Annotated in this window: 17 protein-coding genes and 1 riboswitch; of the genes, 7 read left to right on the plus strand and 10 right to left on the minus strand. The window is 70.7% G+C overall.

The annotated features are described in order from the left end of the window. Nucleotides 1–29 precede the first annotated feature (29 nt). On the minus strand, nt 30–395 hold the full coding sequence (locus tag N5I75_RS09135) for an Rv2175c family DNA-binding protein (protein WP_476676106.1): 366 nt from the start codon (nt 393–395) through the stop codon (nt 30–32). A gap of 120 nt (nt 396–515) precedes the next feature. Continuing rightward, entirely contained in the window at nt 516–1,748 is a 1,233-nt protein-coding gene (locus tag N5I75_RS09140) for an NAD(P)/FAD-dependent oxidoreductase (protein WP_476676108.1), read from the minus strand. Nucleotides 1,749–1,908: 160 nt separating this feature from the next. After that, a riboswitch (TPP riboswitch) is annotated at nt 1,909–2,022 on the plus strand. Here N5I75_RS09140 and thiO point away from each other — a divergent pair. From thiO to N5I75_RS09165, 5 genes are all read left to right on the plus strand, one after another. Further along, a complete protein-coding gene (gene thiO, locus N5I75_RS09145; protein WP_476676110.1) occupies nt 2,020–3,192 on the plus strand; it encodes a glycine oxidase ThiO in 1,173 nt (390 codons plus the stop codon). It overlaps the preceding riboswitch by 3 nt. Then, nucleotides 3,189–3,389: a sulfur carrier protein ThiS gene (gene thiS, locus N5I75_RS09150; protein WP_476676111.1), complete on the plus strand. Its 201-nt coding sequence runs from the start codon at nt 3,189–3,191 to the stop codon at nt 3,387–3,389. The genes thiO and thiS overlap by 4 nt, the downstream gene beginning before the upstream one ends. A 1-nt stretch (nt 3,390) precedes the next feature. Further along, on the plus strand, nt 3,391–4,185 hold the full coding sequence (locus N5I75_RS09155) for a thiazole synthase (protein WP_476676113.1): 795 nt from the start codon (nt 3,391–3,393) through the stop codon (nt 4,183–4,185). An 83-nt stretch (nt 4,186–4,268) separates the two neighbouring features. Then, entirely contained in the window at nt 4,269–6,155 is a 1,887-nt protein-coding gene (gene pknB / locus N5I75_RS09160; RefSeq protein ID WP_476676114.1) for a Stk1 family PASTA domain-containing Ser/Thr kinase, read from the plus strand. A gap of 231 nt (nt 6,156–6,386) precedes the next feature. Further along, nucleotides 6,387–7,253, plus strand: coding sequence for a deoxyribonuclease IV (locus tag N5I75_RS09165; protein WP_476676116.1), 867 nt, complete (start codon nt 6,387–6,389; stop codon nt 7,251–7,253). Between the two features lie 31 nt (nt 7,254–7,284). On the opposite strand, the gene N5I75_RS09170 is transcribed toward N5I75_RS09165, so the two are convergent. Continuing rightward, complete coding sequence (locus tag N5I75_RS09170; RefSeq protein WP_476676118.1) at nt 7,285–7,917, minus strand: sulfite oxidase-like oxidoreductase; 633 nt, start codon at nt 7,915–7,917, stop codon at nt 7,285–7,287. Nucleotides 7,918–8,093: 176 nt separating this feature from the next. Here N5I75_RS09170 and bfr point away from each other — a divergent pair, with 176 nt between their 5' ends. After that, nucleotides 8,094–8,573 (plus strand): bacterioferritin, encoded by a 480-nt coding sequence (bfr, locus tag N5I75_RS09175; protein ID WP_476676120.1) that lies wholly within the window; start codon nt 8,094–8,096, stop codon nt 8,571–8,573. A 12-nt stretch (nt 8,574–8,585) separates the two neighbouring features. Here the strand turns inward: bfr and N5I75_RS09180 are convergent, their stop codons facing one another. Beyond that, nucleotides 8,586–8,828 carry a (2Fe-2S)-binding protein gene (locus N5I75_RS09180; RefSeq protein ID WP_476676121.1) on the minus strand — a complete coding sequence of 81 codons (243 nt, stop codon included), beginning with the start codon at nt 8,826–8,828 and terminating at the stop codon, nt 8,586–8,588. Nucleotides 8,829–8,993: 165 nt separating this feature from the next. After that, on the minus strand, nt 8,994–10,346 hold the full coding sequence (locus N5I75_RS09185) for a class II 3-deoxy-7-phosphoheptulonate synthase (RefSeq protein ID WP_476676123.1): 1,353 nt from the start codon (nt 10,344–10,346) through the stop codon (nt 8,994–8,996). Between the two features lie 264 nt (nt 10,347–10,610). Here N5I75_RS09185 and N5I75_RS09190 point away from each other — a divergent pair, with 264 nt between their 5' ends. Next, on the plus strand, nt 10,611–12,512 hold the full coding sequence (locus tag N5I75_RS09190; RefSeq protein WP_476676125.1) for an anthranilate synthase family protein: 1,902 nt from the start codon (nt 10,611–10,613) through the stop codon (nt 12,510–12,512). On the opposite strand, the gene N5I75_RS09195 is transcribed toward N5I75_RS09190, so the two are convergent. From N5I75_RS09195 to N5I75_RS09215, 5 genes are all read right to left on the minus strand, one after another. After that, nucleotides 12,446–13,459: a 2-hydroxyacid dehydrogenase gene (locus tag N5I75_RS09195; RefSeq protein WP_476676127.1), complete on the minus strand. Its 1,014-nt coding sequence runs from the start codon at nt 13,457–13,459 to the stop codon at nt 12,446–12,448. The two genes, N5I75_RS09190 and N5I75_RS09195, sit on opposite strands and share 67 nt — an antisense overlap. A gap of 73 nt (nt 13,460–13,532) precedes the next feature. Beyond that, on the minus strand, nt 13,533–14,561 hold the full coding sequence (locus tag N5I75_RS09200; protein ID WP_476676129.1) for a 6-phosphofructokinase: 1,029 nt from the start codon (nt 14,559–14,561) through the stop codon (nt 13,533–13,535). A gap of 52 nt (nt 14,562–14,613) precedes the next feature. Then, entirely contained in the window at nt 14,614–15,315 is a 702-nt protein-coding gene (locus N5I75_RS09205) for a response regulator (RefSeq protein WP_476676131.1), read from the minus strand. 78 nt (nt 15,316–15,393) lie between these two features. Further along, the gene (gene macS, locus N5I75_RS09210; protein WP_476676133.1) at nt 15,394–16,620 is read right to left on the minus strand and encodes a MacS family sensor histidine kinase; all 1,227 of its coding nucleotides are present in this window, start codon (nt 16,618–16,620) and stop codon (nt 15,394–15,396) included. 38 nt (nt 16,621–16,658) lie between these two features. Then, nucleotides 16,659–17,447 (minus strand): lysophospholipid acyltransferase family protein, encoded by a 789-nt coding sequence (locus N5I75_RS09215; RefSeq protein ID WP_476676997.1) that lies wholly within the window; start codon nt 17,445–17,447, stop codon nt 16,659–16,661. Nucleotides 17,448–17,549: the final 102 nt, after the last annotated feature.

A 17,549-nucleotide genomic window follows, 5' to 3' on the forward strand; every position in this document is an offset into this window, starting at 1 on the left:
CGTGGCGCGCACACCGGACGGTTGTCAGGTCAGACGGCGAGCGCCTGGGCGCGGCGCTTCACCTCCGTGCCGCGATTCTCGCTCAGGGCCTGCGCGGGCGTGCCCGGCAGGGTCGGGTCGGGGGTGAAGAGCCACTCCAGCATCTCTTCGTCGTTGAAGCCGTCGTCCCGCAGGAGCGTCAAGGTGCCGGTGAGGCCCTTGACGATCTTGTCGCCGTCGATGAAGGCGGCGGGCACGTGCAGCGCCCGGTTCTCACCGCGGCGCACAGCGATCACCTGGCCCTCCTTCACCAGCTGGCGCACGCGCGTCACCTCGACGCCGAGCCGCTCGGCGATGTCGGGAAGGGTGAGCCAGTCGGGGACGAGAGCATCGGTCTTTGCGTCAATCTCGGTCACAGGACAAGCGTGCCACCCCGGACTGACAGACGGAAAGCCGGACCGGTCTGACCAGGTGTTTCCCCGCGGTGTACGGCGGTCAGGCCGCGGCGGACTTCAGCGGCCTCGCGGTGTACGGGGTCAGGCCGCGGCGGACTTCAGCGGCCTCGCGGGGTCGGCGAGCAGCTCCGGGTCGAGCACGGTGCCCGCCTCGATGAGCTTGCGCCCCTGGGCGAGGTCGCGGGGCTTGCCGACGGCCAGGACGGCCACCAGGGCCCCGTCGCGCAGCCAGCACACCGACCAGGCCGCACCGGCCGGGTCCCCGCGCCACACGGTCCGGTCGGCGGCGCGGTGGTGCCCCGCGTACTGCACGAACCGCCCGAACTGCTCGGACCAGAAGTAGGGCACGGGGTCGTACACGGCCGGTGTCTCACCGATGATGTTCGCCGCGACGGTCCGGGGCCCTTGCAGGGCGTTGTCCCAGTGGTGGACGAGCAGCCGCTCGCCGTAGCGCGCCGAGGGGAAGGACGAGCAGTCCCCGACGGCGTACACATCGGGCACGGAGGTGCGCAGACCGGCGTCGGCGACGACTTCCCGGTGCTCACCGAGCTCGATGCCGGAACCGGTCAGCCATCCGGTGGCGGGGCGGGCGCCGATGCCGACGACGACGGCGCCCGCGGGCAGCCGCGTCCCGTCGTCCAGGGACACGAACCCCGGCTCGACGCGTTCCACGCGCGCGTGGGTGCGCAATCGCGCCCCGGCGTCGGCGTACCAGGCGGTCATCGGGGCGGCGATCTCGGCGGGCAGCGCCCCGGCCAGCGGCCGCTCGGCGGCCTCCACGACGGTGACGCGGCAGCCGGCCTCGCGGGCGGCGGTGGCGAACTCGGCGCCGATCCACCCGGCGCCCACGACCACCACGTCGCGCTGCTCGGCGAGGACGGGCCGCAGCCGCTCGGCGTCGTCGAGGGTGCGCAGCAGATGCACACCGGGTACGGCGTCGGCGCCGGGCAGCCGGACGGGTTCGGCACCGGTGGCGAGGACGAGGACGTCGTAGGGCACGGCCCCCTCGGCGGTGTCGAGCTCATGATCACCGGGCCGCACACCGGTGACCTCGCGCCCCAGCCGCACATCGACACCGAGAGCGGCGAAGTCCACGTCGAAGGCGGACCCGTCGGCCTTGCCGAGCAGGACGGCCTTGGAGAGCGGCGGCCGGTCGTAGGGCGGATGGGGCTCGGCGCCGATCAGCGTGACGGTGCCCGCGAAGCCCTGTTCGCGCAGGGCCACGGCGGTCTGCACACCGGCCATCCCCGCGCCGACGATGACGACCTTGCGCCGCCCCTGAGATGTCCCGTTGCCACTCGGTTGCTCGCTCACCGGATCACCTTAGGCACCTGATCTTGCGTCAGTCAGCGGCGCGGGCCACTCCCGCGCCGTGACGTCCTGCACACGTGTCACCGGTTTAGCGATCAAGCCGCTGTCCGCACCGGCGGCCGTACTTACTGCGGGCCGCGCCCACCGGTTAGGGTGGCCGCCGTAAAGCACTCGCGGGAGCCCGTACGCAGCGGGCTGAGAGGGAGGCTGGAGCGGCCTCCGACCGTACGAACCTGATCCGGGTCATGCCGGCGAAGGGAGGGGCTGGACGCCCATGTCACGTATCCCGAACGAAGCCACCGACGTACTGGTCGTCGGGGGCGGCATCATCGGTCTCGTCACCGCGTGGCGGGCTGCGCAGCGCGGCCTGTCGGTCGCGGTAGCGGACCCCGAACCGGGTGGCGGGGCCGCCCAGGTGGCGGCCGGAATGCTGGCCGCGGTCACCGAACTGCACTACGGCGAGCAGACGCTGCTCGCCCTGAACGTCGAGTCGGCGCGCCGCTATCCGCGGTTCGCGGCGGAGCTGTCCGAGGCGAGCGGCCAGGACCTCGGCTACCGCGCGTGCGGCACCCTCGCGGTCGCCCTGGACGCGGACGACCGGGCGCACCTGCGCGAACTGCACGCCTTTCAGCTCAAGTCGGGCCTGGAGTCCGAGTGGCTGTCGGGCCGCGAGTGCCGCCGTCTGGAGCCGATGCTCGCGCCGGGCGTGCGCGGGGGCCTGCGGGTCGACGGCGACCACCAGATCGACCCGAGAAGACTCGCGAGCGCCCTTGTGACGGCCTGCGAGCGCGCGGGCGTGACCTTTTACCGCCAGAAGGCCGAACGCCTCTCAGTGATCCACGACAGAGCGCAGGGCGCGACCCTGACGGACGGCACCACCCTGGCGGCCGGCCGGACGGTCCTGGCGACGGGCAGCCACAGCGCGTCGCTGCCCGGCGTCCCCGACGAGGTACGCCCGCCGGTCCGCCCGGTGAAGGGCCAGGTCCTGCGTCTGACGGTGCCGCCGCGGTACGCGCCGTTCCTCAGCCGCACGATCCGCGCGGTGGTCCGCGGCAACCACCTGTATCTGGTGCCGAGGGTCAACGGCGAACTGGTCGTCGGCGCCACCAGCGAGGAGCTCGGCTGGGACACGACGGTCACGGCGGGCGGCGTCTACGAACTCCTCCGCGACGCCCACGAACTGGTCCCCGGCATCACGGAACTCCCGCTGACGGAGGTCTGCGCGGGCCTGCGCCCGGGCTCCCCGGACAACGCCCCGCTCCTCGGGCCCACCACCCTGCCCGGCCTGCTCCTGGCAACGGGCCACTACCGCAACGGCGTCCTGCTGACCCCGATCACGGGCGACGTGATGGCCCACACCCTCGCCACGGGTGAACTACCGCCGGAGGCACGCCCCTTCGCACCGCAGCGCTTCAAGACCACCGCCACCTCGGAGCAACCCGCATGAACGTCACCCTCAACGGCGAGCCACAAGCGGTGGCAGCCGGAACGACCCTGTCCACGCTCGTGACGACGCTCACCACCGCACACTCCGGTGTGGCCGCGGCCCTGAACGAGACGGTCGTACCGCGCACCCAGTGGCAGGCGACAGAACTGAACGAGGGCGACCGCGTAGAGGTCCTCACCGCAGTGCAAGGAGGCTGACATGGCGGACGACGCCTTCGTCATCGGAGACACGACCTACTCCTCCCGCCTGATCATGGGCACGGGAGGCGCCCCGAGCCTGGACATCCTGGAACGCGCGCTGACGGCGTCAGGCACAGAACTCACCACAGTGGCGATGCGCCGAGTAGAGGCGAAGTCCCACGGCTCGGTCCTCTCCGTCCTCCAGAAACTGAACATCCAGGTACTGCCGAACACGGCGGGCTGCTACACGGCGGGAGAAGCGGTTCTCACAGCCCGCCTGGCACGCGAGGCACTGGGCACCAACCTGCTGAAACTCGAAGTGATAGCGGACGAACGAACCCTGCTCCCGGACCCGATCGAAACCCTGGAGGCGGCGGAAACCCTGGTGGACGACGGTTTCACGGTCCTCCCGTACACGAACGACGACCCGGTCCTGGCGCGCAAGCTGGAGGACGTGGGCTGCGCGGCGGTCATGCCGCTCGGCTCCCCCATCGGCTCGGGCCTCGGCATCCGCAACCCGCACAACTTCGAGCTGATCGTCGAGCACGCGCGCGTGCCGGTGATCCTGGACGCGGGCGCGGGCACGGCCTCCGACGTGGCGCTGGCCATGGAGCTCGGCTGCGCCGGTGTGATGCTCGCCTCGGCGGTGACCCGGGCCCAGGAGCCGGTGCTCATGGCCGAGGGCATGCGGCACGCGGTGGAGGCGGGCCGGCTCGCACACCGGGCGGGCCGCATCCCGAAGCGCCACTTCGCCGAGGCCTCCTCGCCCACCGAGGGCCGGGCCCGCCTCGACCCGGAGCGCCCGGCTTTCTGAGACGGTCACAGCTCTGCTGCAGTACGGGCCCGGTCCCGCAGCGGGACCGGGCCCTGTCAGTCACCCCTCGTACACTCGCCTGCGTGGACACGACCCTTCAGGACCCGTTGCTCGGGCATGTGCTCGACGGCCGGTACCGCATCGACGCACGGATCGCGGTCGGCGGGATGGCCACGGTCTACCGGGCCGTGGACACCCGTCTGGACCGTGTGCTCGCGCTCAAGGTGATGCACCCCTCCCTCGCCACGGACGCGACCTTCGTGGAGCGCTTCATCCGCGAGGCCAAGTCGGTGGCCCGCCTGGCGCACCCGAACGTCGTGGGCGTCTTCGACCAGGGCGCCGAGGGCGCGTACGTCTACCTGGCGATGGAGTACATCGCGGGCTGCACGCTCCGTGACGTACTGCGCGACCGCGGCGCCCTGCGCCCCCGCGCGGCGCTGGACATCCTGGAGCCGGTCCTGGCCGCGCTCGGAGCGGCGCACCTGGCGGGTTTCGTGCACCGGGACATGAAGCCGGAGAACATCCTCATAGGGGACGACGGCCGGGTGAAGGTGGCGGACTTCGGCCTGGTCCGCGCGGTGGACACGGTCACGAACACCACGGGCACGCTCCTGGGCACGGTCTCCTACCTGGCCCCGGAGCAGATCGAGAACAACGTCGCCACTCCGGGCGTGGACGTCTACGCATGCGGCGTGGTCCTCTACGAGATGCTGACGGGCACCAAGCCGCACAGCGGCGACACCCCGGCCCAGGTCCTCTACAAGCACCTGCACGAGGACGTCCCGGCCCCGTCCACAGCCGTGCCCGGCCTGCCCACGGCCCTGGACACGCTGGTGGCGACGGCCACGGCGCGCAACCCGCAGGCCAGGCCGCAGGACGCCGTGGACCTCCTGGCGCACGCGAGGACCGCCCGGGCGGCCCTGACCGAGACAGAGCTGGACACGGCACCCCCGCAAGCACACGAGGCACAGCACGCGGGCGCGGAGAACCGCACAAGCGTGCTCCCCCGAGCAGTACAGCCACCCCCGACAAACCCCACCAGCCGCCTGCAGTCACCACCCCCACCCCGACCCAAATCAAACAGACCACGCAAAGCACAGTTCGCGATCATCGCCGCGCTGCTCCTGGTCCTGGGCATCGGCGCGGGCGTCTGGTACATCAACTCGGGCCAGTTCACGGAGGTCCCCCCGCTGCTGGCCAAGACGGAGGCCGAGGCGAAGAAGCGCCTGGACAAGGCGGGTCTCCACGCGGGCGGCAAGGTCACCTACGAGTACAGCGACGCGTACAAGCGCGGCACGGTCATGGGCACGGACCCGGAGGCGAAGGCCCGCATCCGCGACGACGGCGCGGTGAACCTGACCGTCTCCAAGGGCCCGAAGACAGTGAAGGTCCCGGACCTGGAGGGCACCCGCCTCGCCACGGCGAAGAGCGACCTCAAGCAGCGCGGCCTGGAACCGGGCATGGTCACCAAGGAGTTCAGCGAGGACATCGCCAAGGGCTCGGTGATCAGCACAAACCCCGAGTCCGGCACGGTCCGCGCCTCCGGCTCCGCGGTGGCCCTGATCGTCTCCAAGGGCGCCCCCGTCGACGTCCCGGACGTCACGGGCGAGTCCGAGGACGACGCCGTGGCGGAGCTGGAGGAGGCGGGCCTGAAGGCGAAGATCGCCGCCACCCGCGTCACGTCCGACGAGGACAAGGGCGACGTGGCCCGCCAGTCCCCGCAGGACGGCCGCCTCAGCGAGGGCGACACGGTGACCCTGACGATCTCGAAGGGCCCGCCCATGATCGAGGTCCCGGACGTGGAGGGCATGAGCGTGGACGACGCCCACGACACGCTGGAGAGCGCGGGCTTCGAGGTGGACGAGGACCGCGGCCTCCTGGGCCTGTTCGGCGACACGGTGAAGAACCAGTCGGTGGACCCGGGCGACAGGGCCCCGAAGGGCTCGACAATCAAGATCACAATCCGCTAGCCCCGGCCCGCGACCACGAACGAGCTAGCCGGACCGGCCAGCCACCACCGGCCTGCGGGTCTGGCTCGTACGAGACGGAAGGGCCGGGTCGGGGTATGTCCGCCCGCAGCACAGCACACGCGGTGACGGCCCCCGAAGCAACCGGCGACGCCATCAAGATGGCGAGGACGGACATACCCCGACCCGGCCCGCACCACAGCGCACCTCGGAGCCCATGACACCCTGGACAGGGTGAACACCCGCAGACCCCGCAACCCCATCGGCGGCCACGTCCCGGTAGCCGGCGGCCTGGCCACCGTAGGCCTCCAGTACGCCGAGGACGTCAAGGCCGAGACCGTCCAGGTCTTCGTCGCCAACCCGCGCGGCTGGGCCACTCCCCCCGGCAACCCCCAGCAGGACGAAGCGTTCCGCGCCCGCTGCGCCGCCGCCGACATCCCGGCCTACGTCCACGCCCCGTACCTGATCAACTTCGGCTCGCACACCGAGGCGACGGTCGAGAAGAGCGTGCTGTCGATGCGGCACTCCCTGCGCCGCGCCCGGGACATCGGCGCCCTGGGCGTAGTGGTGCACACGGGCTCGGCAACAGGCGGCCGCGACAGATCAGTGGCGCTGGCCCAGGTCCGCACACACATGCTCCCCCTCCTGGACGAGCTGACCCACGACGACGACCCGTTCCTCCTCCTGGAGTCGACCGCGGGCCAGGGCGCCTCGCTCTGCGCCCGCACCTGGGACTTCGGCCCGTACTTCGACGCCCTGGACCACCACCCGAAGCTGGGCGTCTGCCTGGACACGTGCCACATCTACGCGGCGGGCCACGACCTGGCGGGCCCGGGCGGCATGAAGCAGACCCTCGACCTCCTGGTCGACACGGTCGGCGAGGACCGCCTCAAGCTGATCCACGCCAACGACTCCAAGGACGTCGTGGGCGCCCACAAGGACCGCCACGAGAACATCGGAGCGGGCCACATCGGAGCGGACCCGTTCAAAGAACTGATGACGCACCCGGCAACGGACAACGTCCCGCTGATCGTGGAGACACCGGGCGGCAAGGAAACGAACGCGGCGGACATAGAACGCCTGAAGACACTCCGCGCTTGAAAAGAAGAACCCACGAGAAGACGGCCCGGGCTCAGAGCTCGGGCCCTTCCCCGGGAACCTCCTGGTACGAGTACCGCTGCTCCCGCCAGGGATCCCCCACGTTGTGGTACCCGCGCTCCTCCCAGAACCCCCGCCGATCCGCGGTCATGTACTCAACTCCCCGCACCCATTTCGGCCCTTTCCAGGCATACAGATGGGGCACGACGAGCCGCAGCGGAAACCCGTGCTCGGCGGTGAGCAGCTCCCCGCCCTTGTGCGTGGCGAAGATGGTCCGCTCGGAGGCGAAGTCGGCGAGCCGCAGGTTGGAGCTGAACCCGTACTCGGCCCAGACCATGACGTGCGTGACGGCGGGATCGGGCGGCGCGAGCTCGAGGATCGTGGAGGCACGCACGCCGCCCCATTCGGCACCGAGCATGCTGAATTTGGTGACGCAGTGCAGATCGCCGACGACGGTGGCGTACGGGAGGGCGGAGAACTCCTCGTGGTTCCAGCAGCGCTTGTCGCCGTCCGCGGTGGCCCCGAAGACCCGGAACTCCCACCGCTCGGGCCGGAACTTGGGCACCGGCCCGTAGTGCGTGACCGGCCAGCCGCGCTGCAGACGCTGCCCCGGAGGAAGCTCCGGCTGCACTGCTCCTCCAGACTCGCGACCCACCGGCTGACCCATGCCTCCATCCTGACAGAAGCTGAGCGGTGGCCGTGACCACGCGCCCGCCACCCACCCCTCGCCGATCATTAATTCGGGGCAACTCGTACTAAGCATGCACTTACTGGACGGTTTTCGAGACCGATGCGAGGATGCGCGCTACTTGCCCAGTCCACCACGTGGAAGGAGCCTCTGCGATGCAGGGCGACCCCGAGGTCATCGAATTCCTCAATGAGCAGCTCACGGGCGAGCTGACGGCCATCAACCAGTACTGGCTCCACTACCGGATCCAGGACAACAATGGCTGGACCAAGCTCGCCAAGTACACCCGTGCCGAGTCCATCGACGAGATGAAGCACGCGGACAGGCTGACGGAACGAATCCTCTTCCTCGATGCCCTGCCGAACTACCAGCGGCTGTTCCATGTACGCGTCGGCCAGACGGTCACGGAGATGTTCCAGGCGGACCGCCAGGTGGAGGTGGAGGCGATCGACCGCCTGCGCCGGGGCATCGACGTGATGCGGGCGAAGGGCGATGTGACGTCGGCCCGGATCTTCGAGGAGATCCTGGAGGACGAGGAGCACCACATCGACTACCTGGACACGCAGCTGGAGCTGATCGAGAAGATGGGCGAGGCGATCTATTTGGCCCAGCAGATCGAACAGCCGGACAGCTAGGACAGCCGAAGGCTAGGCAGCCAAAGCCTCATCATCAACGGCACCCGCACCGGCACCCTCGACAACGCCGACAACCCCACCCCGCCGCGGCGCACACCCCCCGCGCCCGAGCAACGCCTGTATCCGCCGCACGCACGACCCGCAGTCGGTACCGGCCTTGCAGGCGGAGGCGATCTGCCGCGGGGTGCAGGCACCGCCCGCGGCGTGCTGCTTGACCTGGTCCTCGGTAACTCCGAAACAGTTGCAGACGTACACGCGGGTTCACCTCCCGGTCGGGGTTCACAGGCATTGCCGCCCCGCCTGATCGGTGAGGCAAACCTAACCTTACCCGTCCGACCGGAAGCGCAAAAGCGCCGTGGGGCGCGGATCGCTGTGATCCGCGCCCCACGGCGTTCTACGGCGTTCTCCGCATTCGGCGCTTTACTGATCCCGGTACATCTCGGCGACGAGGAACGCGAGATCAAGCGACTGGCTACGGTTCAGCCGCGGGTCGCAGGCCGTCTCGTATCGCTGATGCAAATCATCGACGAAGATCTCGTCGCCACCGCCGACGCACTCGGTGACGTCGTCACCGGTGAGCTCGACGTGGATGCCGCCCGGGTGCGTACCGAGCGCCTTGTGGACCTCGAAGAAGCCCTTGACCTCGTCGAGCACGTCGTCGAAGCGACGCGTCTTGTGCCCGGAGGCCGCCTCGTACGTGTTGCCGTGCATCGGGTCGGTGATCCAGGCGACGGTGGCGCCGGAGGCGGTGACCTTCTCGACCAGCTCGGGCAGCTTGTCCCGGACCTTGTCGGCGCCCATGCGGACGATGAAGGTGAGCCGGCCGGGCTCGCGGTCGGGGTCGAGGCGCTCGATGTACTGGAGCGCCTCCTCGGCCGTGGTGGTCGGACCGAGCTTGATCCCGATGGGGTTGCGGATCTTGGAGGCGAACTCGATGTGGGCACCGTCGAGCTGCCGGGTGCGCTCACCGATCCAGACCATGTGGCCCGAGACGTCGTACAGGTTTCCCGTACGGGAGTCGACACGGGTGAGGGCCGACTCGTAGTCGAGGAGCAGCGCCTCGTGGGAGGCGTAGAACTCGACGGTCTGGAACTCGGCCGGGTCGGTGCCGCAGGCGCGCATGAAGTTCAGCGCGTTGTCGATCTCGCGGGCGAGCTGCTCGTAGCGCTGCCCGGACGGGGACGACCGCACGAAGTCCTGGTTCCAGGCGTGGACCTGGCGCAGGTCGGCGTAGCCGCCGGTGGTGAAGGCGCGCACGAGGTTCAGCGTGGAGGCGGAGGCGTGATACATCCGCTTCAGGCGGTCGGGGTCGGGGACCCGGGCGGCCTCGGTGAACTCGAACCCGTTGACGGAGTCGCCGCGGTAGGTCGGCAGGGTGAGCCCGTCGCGGGTCTCGGTCGGCTTGGAGCGCGGCTTGGAGTACTGGCCGGCGATGCGGCCGACCTTCACGACCGGCACCGAGGCGGCGTACGTGAGCACGGCGCCCATCTGGAGCAGGGTCTTCAGCTTGTTGCGGATGTGATCGGCGGAGACGGCGTCGAAGGCCTCGGCGCAGTCGCCGCCCTGGAGCAGGAACGCCTCTCCCTTGGCGACGGCCGCCAGTCGGGCGCGCAGCTGGTCGCACTCGCCCGCGAAGACGAGCGGCGGATACGACTCGAGGTCCGCGATCACATCGCGCAGAGCCTCGGCATCGGGGTACTCGGGCTGCTGCGCCGCGGGCAGGTTTCGCCAGGTGTTGCCAGCGCTGGCGCTGGTCTTAGCGTTCACGGTCACCTCGACAACATTACGGGGTCATGACGGGCGTCCAGGCCCCCGCTCATCTTTTGAGACAGGTGAGAGCCGGCCGCCCCACATGAGCCGGGGTTCGGGTACGGTTGCGCCCATGTTCGCGCAAGCGCTGACCCGCACCTGGTGGTGGACCGCAGATCCGGCGGCCCACTGACTGCGCGTTTCCGAACCGCGAAGGCCGCCCGAGGGGCGGCCTTCAGTCGTTGGTGACGCGGGCTGTTCCTCTCTCAGGAAGGAACAGCCAGCCCCATGTCCGTACTGCACGACATCATCGACGACACACGCCCGTTCGCCCTGCTCCGCAGGCGTGCGCCCGGCCATGACCACGACACGGTCGAGGTCCTGATCGGCCGGACCCGGGAGTACGACCGGCTCGCGGACATCCCGGAGGGCCTGGCCCTGGTCCCGTTCCGGCAGATCAGGGAGCGCGGCTTCGACGTGCGGGACGACGGCACCCCGCTGACGGTGCTGACACCGGAGGAAACACGGGAGATTCCCCTAGAAGAAGCGCTCGCCGCGCTCCCCCGCCACGACGTGACCGTCCGGGACGGCGCGTTCGACGTCGACGACGCCACGTACGCGGAGATCGTCGGGCGTGTCCTGGACGACGAGATCGGCCGGGGAGAGGGCGCGAACTTCGTGATCCGACGGACGTACGAGGGCGAGATCCCGGGTTTCTCACGGGCGGACGCGCTGGCGCTGTTCCGCCGCCTGCTCGACGGCGAGCGGGGCGCGTACTGGACGTTCGTCGTCCACACGCGCGACAGGACACTGGTGGGCGCGAGCCCGGAGGTCCATGTCCGCATGTCGGGCGGCACGGTGGTGATGAACCCGATCAGCGGCACGTACCGCTACCCGGCGTCCGGCCCCACCCCCGACGACCTGCTCGGCTTCCTCGCCGACGGCAAGGAGATCGAGGAGCTGTCGATGGTGGTGGACGAGGAGCTGAAGATGATGTGCACGGTCGGCGACATGGGCGGTGTCGTCGTCGGCCCGCGCCTGAAGGAAATGGCGCATCTGGCGCACACCGAGTACGAGCTGCGGGGGAAGTCGAGCCTGGACGTGCGCGAGGTGCTGAAGGAGACGATGTTCGCGGCGACGGTCACCGGGTCGCCCGTGCAGAACGCGTGCCGCGTGATCGAGCGCCACGAAGTCGGCGGCCGGGGCTACTACGCGGGGGCGCTGGCCCTGATCGGCAGGGACGCGGGCGGCGCGCAGACCCTGGACTCCCCGATCCTGATCAGGACGGCGGACATCGACGCGGCTGGCCGCCTCCGGGTGCCGGTGGGCGCGACGCTCGTACGGGGTTCGGACCCGGCGGGCGAGGTGGCGGAGACGCACGCGAAGGCGGCCGGGGTCCTCGCCGCGCTCGGCGTCCGGCCGGGGCGCCCGCGCGAGGAGTCCGCGCGGCCCGCGCTCGCCGACGACCCGCGCGTACGGGCGGCGCTCGACGGGCGCCGCGCGGCCCTCGCCCCGTTCTGGCTGCGGATGCAGGAGCGGGACGGGGAGCTGAGCGGGCACGCGCTTGTGGTGGACGGCGAGGACACGTTCACGGCGATGCTGGCGCACGTGCTGCGCTCCTCGGGTCTTGAGGTGACGGTGCGCCGCTACGACGAGGAGGGCCTGCGCGACGCGGTCCTCGCGCACGAGGGCCCGCTCGTGCTCGGCCCGGGCCCGGGGAACCCCTCCGACCTCACCGACCCGAAGATGCGGTTCCTGCGGTCGCTGGCGGCGGACGTGATCGCGTCGCACCGGCACGGCGTGCTCGGCGTCTGCCTCGGGCACGAGCTGATCGTGGCGGAGCTGGGCCTGGAGATCGTCCGCAAGGACGTGCCGTACCAGGGCGCGCAGACCGGCATCGACCTGTTCGGCCGGCCGGAGACGGTCGGCTTCTACAACAGCTTCGTGGCCCGCTGCGACGACGACGCGGCGCTCGAGCTGGCCGCGCACGACGTCGAGGTCAGCCGGGACGAGGCCACGGGCGAGGTGCACGCCGTACGGGGTCCGGGCTTCGCCGGGGTGCAGTTCCACCCGGAGTCGGTGCTGTCGCTGCGCGGCGCCGGGATCGTACGGGAGCTGATGGCTCAGCTCGCCACGGACGGCGCCTCGGCCGGGACGAGCACGTTCTCGGAGCGGCGCCCCGCGAGGTAGTCCAGGACGTTGCTCACGGTGGTCTCGACGATCTGCCCGACGGCGTCCGCCGTGTAGTACGCCTGGTGCGAGGTGACCAGCACGTTCGGGAAGGTGACGAGGCGGGCCAGGGTGTCGTCGTCGACGATCTCCAGGGACTTGTCGAGGAAGAACAGGCCCGCCTCGGCCTCGTACACGTCGAGGCCGACCCCGGTGAAGCGGCCCTCGCGCAGTTCGGCGACGAGGGCCTTGGTGTCGACGAGGCCGCCGCGGCTGGAGTTGACGAGGATCGCGTCGTCCTTCATGGCGCGCAGGGCGGCGGCGTCGACGATGTGCTCGGTGGAGGGCAGCAGCGGGACGTGCAGGCTGATCAGATCGGCCTCGGCGAAGAGCCGGTCCTTGTCGACGTACTTCATGCCGAGCCCGACGCACTCGGGGTTCTCGGCGACGTCCCAGCCGAGCAGGTTCATGCCGAAGCCGTGCGCGATGCGGGTGAAGGCGGCGCCGATCTTGCCGGTGCCGAGGACGCCGACGGTGCGGCCGCGCAGGTCGCGGCCGAGCAGCCCGTCGAGGCGGAAGTCGAAGTCGCGGGTGCGGTTGCTGGCGCGGACGATGCGCCGGTTGACGGCCATCGCGAGGGTCCAGGCGAACTCGGCCACCGAGTACGGCGAGTAGTACGAGACCCGCGCGACGGTGAGGCCGAGCCGCTCGGCGACCTCCAGGTCGATGTTGTTGAACCCGGTGGAGCGCTGGGCGATCATCTGCGTGCCGCCCGCGGCGAGGGTCTGGAGCACGTGGCGGTTGAGGGTCGCGTTGACGCTGGTGCAGATGACCTCGTAGCCGGCGGCGATGGGCGCGGTGTCCTCGTTGAGGAAGACGTCCAGGCAGCGGACGTCGTGGTGACCTTCGAACGCCTTCTCGATCAGCGGCTTCTCATCGGACTGCACACCGAACGCGAGGATCTCCATGGCGCGAGTGTATGCAGCGTCAGTTGGGACGGCACGTGGAAGCCCGCACCCGACTCCCCGCACCCGGCTCCTCTCAGCCGAAGAAGACGCCCACCTCTTCGTACAGCGCAGGATCAACGGTCTTCAGCCGCGCCGTCGCCTCCGCGATAGGCACCCGCACGATCTCCGTCCCCTGCAACGCGACCATCTTCCCGAAGTCCCCGTCCCGCACGGCGTCGATCGCGTGCAGCCCGAACCGGGTCGCCAGCCACCGGTCGAACGCCGACGGAGTCCCCCCACGCTGCACATGCCCGAGCACCGTGGTCCGTGCCTCCTTCCCCGTCCGCTTCTCGATCTGCTTGGCCAGCCACTCCCCCACGCCGGACAGCCGCACGTGCCCGAACGAGTCGAGGGACTCATCCTTCAGAACCACGTCCCCGTCCCGCGGCATCGCCCCTTCCGCGACCACCACGATCGGCGCGTACGACGACGTGAACCGCGAGGTCACCCAGGCGCAGACCTGGTCGAGGTCGAAGCGCTGCTCGGGGATGAGGATGACGTTGGCGCCGCCCGCGAGGCCGGAGTGCAGGGCGATCCAGCCCGCATGGCGGCCCATGACCTCGACGACGAGGACGCGCATGTGGGACTCGGCGGTGGTGTGAAGGCGGTCGATCGCCTCGGTCGCGATACCGACGGCGGTGTTGAAGCCGAAGGTGTAGTCGGTGGCCGAGAGATCGTTGTCGATGGTCTTCGGTACGCCGACGGCCTGGATGCCGTACTCGTCGGTGAGCCGGGCGGCGACGCCGAGCGTGTCCTCGCCGCCGATCACGATGAGGGCGTCGACGCCCTGTTCGGCGAGGTTCTCCTTGACGCGCCGGATGCCGTCCTCCGCCTGGAGGGGGTTGGTGCGCGAGGAGCCGAGGATGGTGCCGCCGCGCGGCAGGATGCCGCGGACCGCCGGGATGTCGAGCCGCACGGTGGCGTTCTCCAGGGGGCCGCGCCAGCCGTCCCGGAAGCCGACGAAGTCGTAGCCGTACTCCTGCACGCCCTTGCGGACGATGCCCCGGATGACGGCGTTGAGCCCGGGGCAGTCGCCGCCGCCGGTCAGTACTCCGACCCTCATCGCGTAACTCCCTTGTCACGGTGAGCAGTTGGAGCAACTGTCCCGCGCGGGGTCACTCGTCGTCCAGACCCCGTTCGATGGCGTAGCGGACGAGTTCGACCCGGTTGTGGAGCTGGAGTTTGCCGAGGGTGTTCTGTACGTGGTTCTGCACGGTGCGGTGGGAGATGACCAGGCGCTCGGCGATCTGCTTGTAGCTGAGGCCCTTGGCGACCAGGCGCAGCACCTCGGTCTCGCGGTCGGTCAGCTCGGGCGCCTTCGGCTCGTCGGTGTCGGGCGCCGGGGCGGGCTCGGAGGCGAGGCGCCGGTACTCGCCGAGGACGAGTCCGGCGAGGCCGGGCGTGAACACCGGGTCGCCGACGGCGGTGCGGCGCACGGCGTCGGTCAGCTCCTTGGTGGAGGCGGACTTCAGCAGGTAGCCGGTGGCGCCGGACTTGACCGCCTCCAGGACGTCGGCGTGCTCGCCGCTGGCGGAGAGGACCAGGACGCGGAGCGAGGGGTCGGCGCCGACCAGCTCCTTGCAGACCTGGACGCCGGGCTTGGCCGGCAGGTTGAGGTCGAGGACGAGGACGTCGGGGCCCGCCGCCCGCGCGCGGCGCACCGCCTGTTCGCCGTCGCCCGCGGTGGCGACGACGTCGAACCCGGCCGCGTCGAGGTCGCGGGCGACGGCGTCGCGCCACATGGGGTGGTCGTCGACGACCATGACCTTGATCGCGGGCCGCCCGTCGCCGCCGTTCCTGGACTGCTGCTCGTTCATCGCTCCGGCCCTGCCTTCCCCCGTGCTGTCACTACTGGTCACCACTGCTCACCACTGCTCACTACTGCTCGCTGCTGGTCACTTCTTCTTCGGCACGGTCAGCTCGACCTCCGTGCCCTGTCCCGGTACCGAGATCAGCTCGGCGGAGCCGCCGATGTCCCGCAGCCTGCCGCGGATGGACAGGGCGACACCGAGCCGCCCCTCGCCCTCGGCCTGGGCGAGCCGCCCCTCCGGAATGCCGGGCCCGTCGTCCCGTACGGTCACGATCACCGCGTCCGGGTCGTCCTCGACGAGGATCCACGCGTTCGCGTCCGCGCCCGCGTGGAGCCGCACATTGTCCAGCGCGGCACTGACGGCGGCGGCCAGTTCGCGGGCGGCGGCGGGCCGCATCAGGACCGGGGCGCCCGGCTCGGAGAAGGTGACGCGGGCACCCGCGTGCCCGGCGAGCAGGGGCCGCAGGTCACGCGGCTCCCCGGCGTCGGCGCCGCCGTCGTCCCCGGCCCGCTCGGGTTCGTACACCGTACGGACGACGGCTCCTCGCGCGGCGTCCTCGGAGGCGCGGGAGGCCGGGGCCAGACCGCCGGCGACCAGGGTGCGCAGGGCGACCTCCTGCTCGCCCGCCATCCGGCCGATCTCGGCGGCCTCGCCGCCCAGGGCGTTGCCGCGCCGCTGCACCATGGCGAGCACCTGGAGGACGCCGTCGTGGATGTCGCGGGCGAGGCGCTCCCGCTCCCGTGTCGCCGCCTCTATCTCCAGGGCACGGGCGAGGGTGCGCTCGGAGGCGCGGGCCACCTCGACCACGTAGCCGATGGCGATGGACGCGATGCAGACGAGCAGCACGTTGTGCAGGGTGCTGCGGCTCAGGACGCCGCGCTGGACCACATTGGCGACGCCGACGAGCAGGGACGCCGAGGCCGCCCAGCGCCAGCCGCCCTTGAGCGCCCAGGCGAGCACCGCGCCCGCCGTCCATATCGACGGCAGGGTCGAGCCGCCGGTGACCGCCCGCTCGTGGCCCGCGACCGGTGAGAGCACGATGCCGGCGACGGCGATCGTCAGGTCGGCGGCGAGGAACCGCTTGGTGCAGCGCCCGGCGCCCGACACCTGCGGCAGCGTCGCGAGGGTCCACACGGCCATGACGGCGAGGTAGCCGACGGCGACCCAGGGCCGCTCGTACACCTCGTACGCGCTGGCGAAGAGGCCGATCGCGTACAGCATGGTGAGGACGCGGTAGCCGAGCAGGGCGCGCCACAGCGGCTGCTCCACCGACATCCGTACGACCCGTTCGCGCCTGACCGTGCTCCCCATGATCCCTGCCCCCCGTGCACCGCTCGAACGGCGAGCGGCTACGCGCCGCCCCGCTCCTTCTGCGCATCCTTGTGCGCATCGTTCTGCGCATCCTTGTGCGCTTCTTTCTGCGCTTCCTTCTGTGCTTCCTTCTCGGCCTTCGCGGCCTCCGCGATCTGCCGCTTCGCGGCCGTCGCGTACATGTCGACGTACTCCTGGCCGGAAAGCTTCATGATTTCGTACATGACCTCGTCGGTCACGGCCCGCAGCACGAAACGGTCGCCCTCCATCCCCTGGTAGCGGGTGAAGTCGAGCGGCTTGCCGATGCGGATGCCGGGGCGCATGAACTTCGGCATCACCTTGCCCGGCGGCTGGATCTTCTCCGTGTCGATCATGGCGACGGGGATGACCGGCGCACCGCTGGCCAGCGCCACGCGCGCGAGGCCGCCCGGCTTGCCCCGGTAGAGGCGGCCGTCGGGCGAGCGTGTGCCCTCGGGGTAGATACCGAACAGCTCACCGCGCGCCAGGACCTCGAGGCCGCTCTTGACCGCGGCCTCGCCGGCTCCGCGCGACCCCGAGCGGTCCACGGGCAGCTGGCCGACGCCCTTGAAGAAGGCGGCCGTCAGCTTGCCCTTCACGCCGGGCGTGGTGAAGTACTCGGCCTTGGCGATGAACGTGACCTTGCGGTCGAGCATCGCCGGCAGGAAGAACGAGTCGGAGAACGAGAGGTGGTTGCTGGCGAGGATCGCTGCCCCCTCGGCGGGGATGTTCTCGATGCCCTCCACCCACGGCCGGAAACCGAGCTTCAGCGGCCCCCCGATGGCCACCTTCATTGCGCCGTAGATCAACCCACTGCCTTCCCTCGTCCGAGGTTCAGACCTTAACCCGCGGGGCCGCCCGGGGGCCCGACGACCCTGGTCGGTGTCAGTCCGGTCGCGTACGGTGAGGAG

Source organism: Streptomyces sp. R818 (assembly GCF_056172735.1).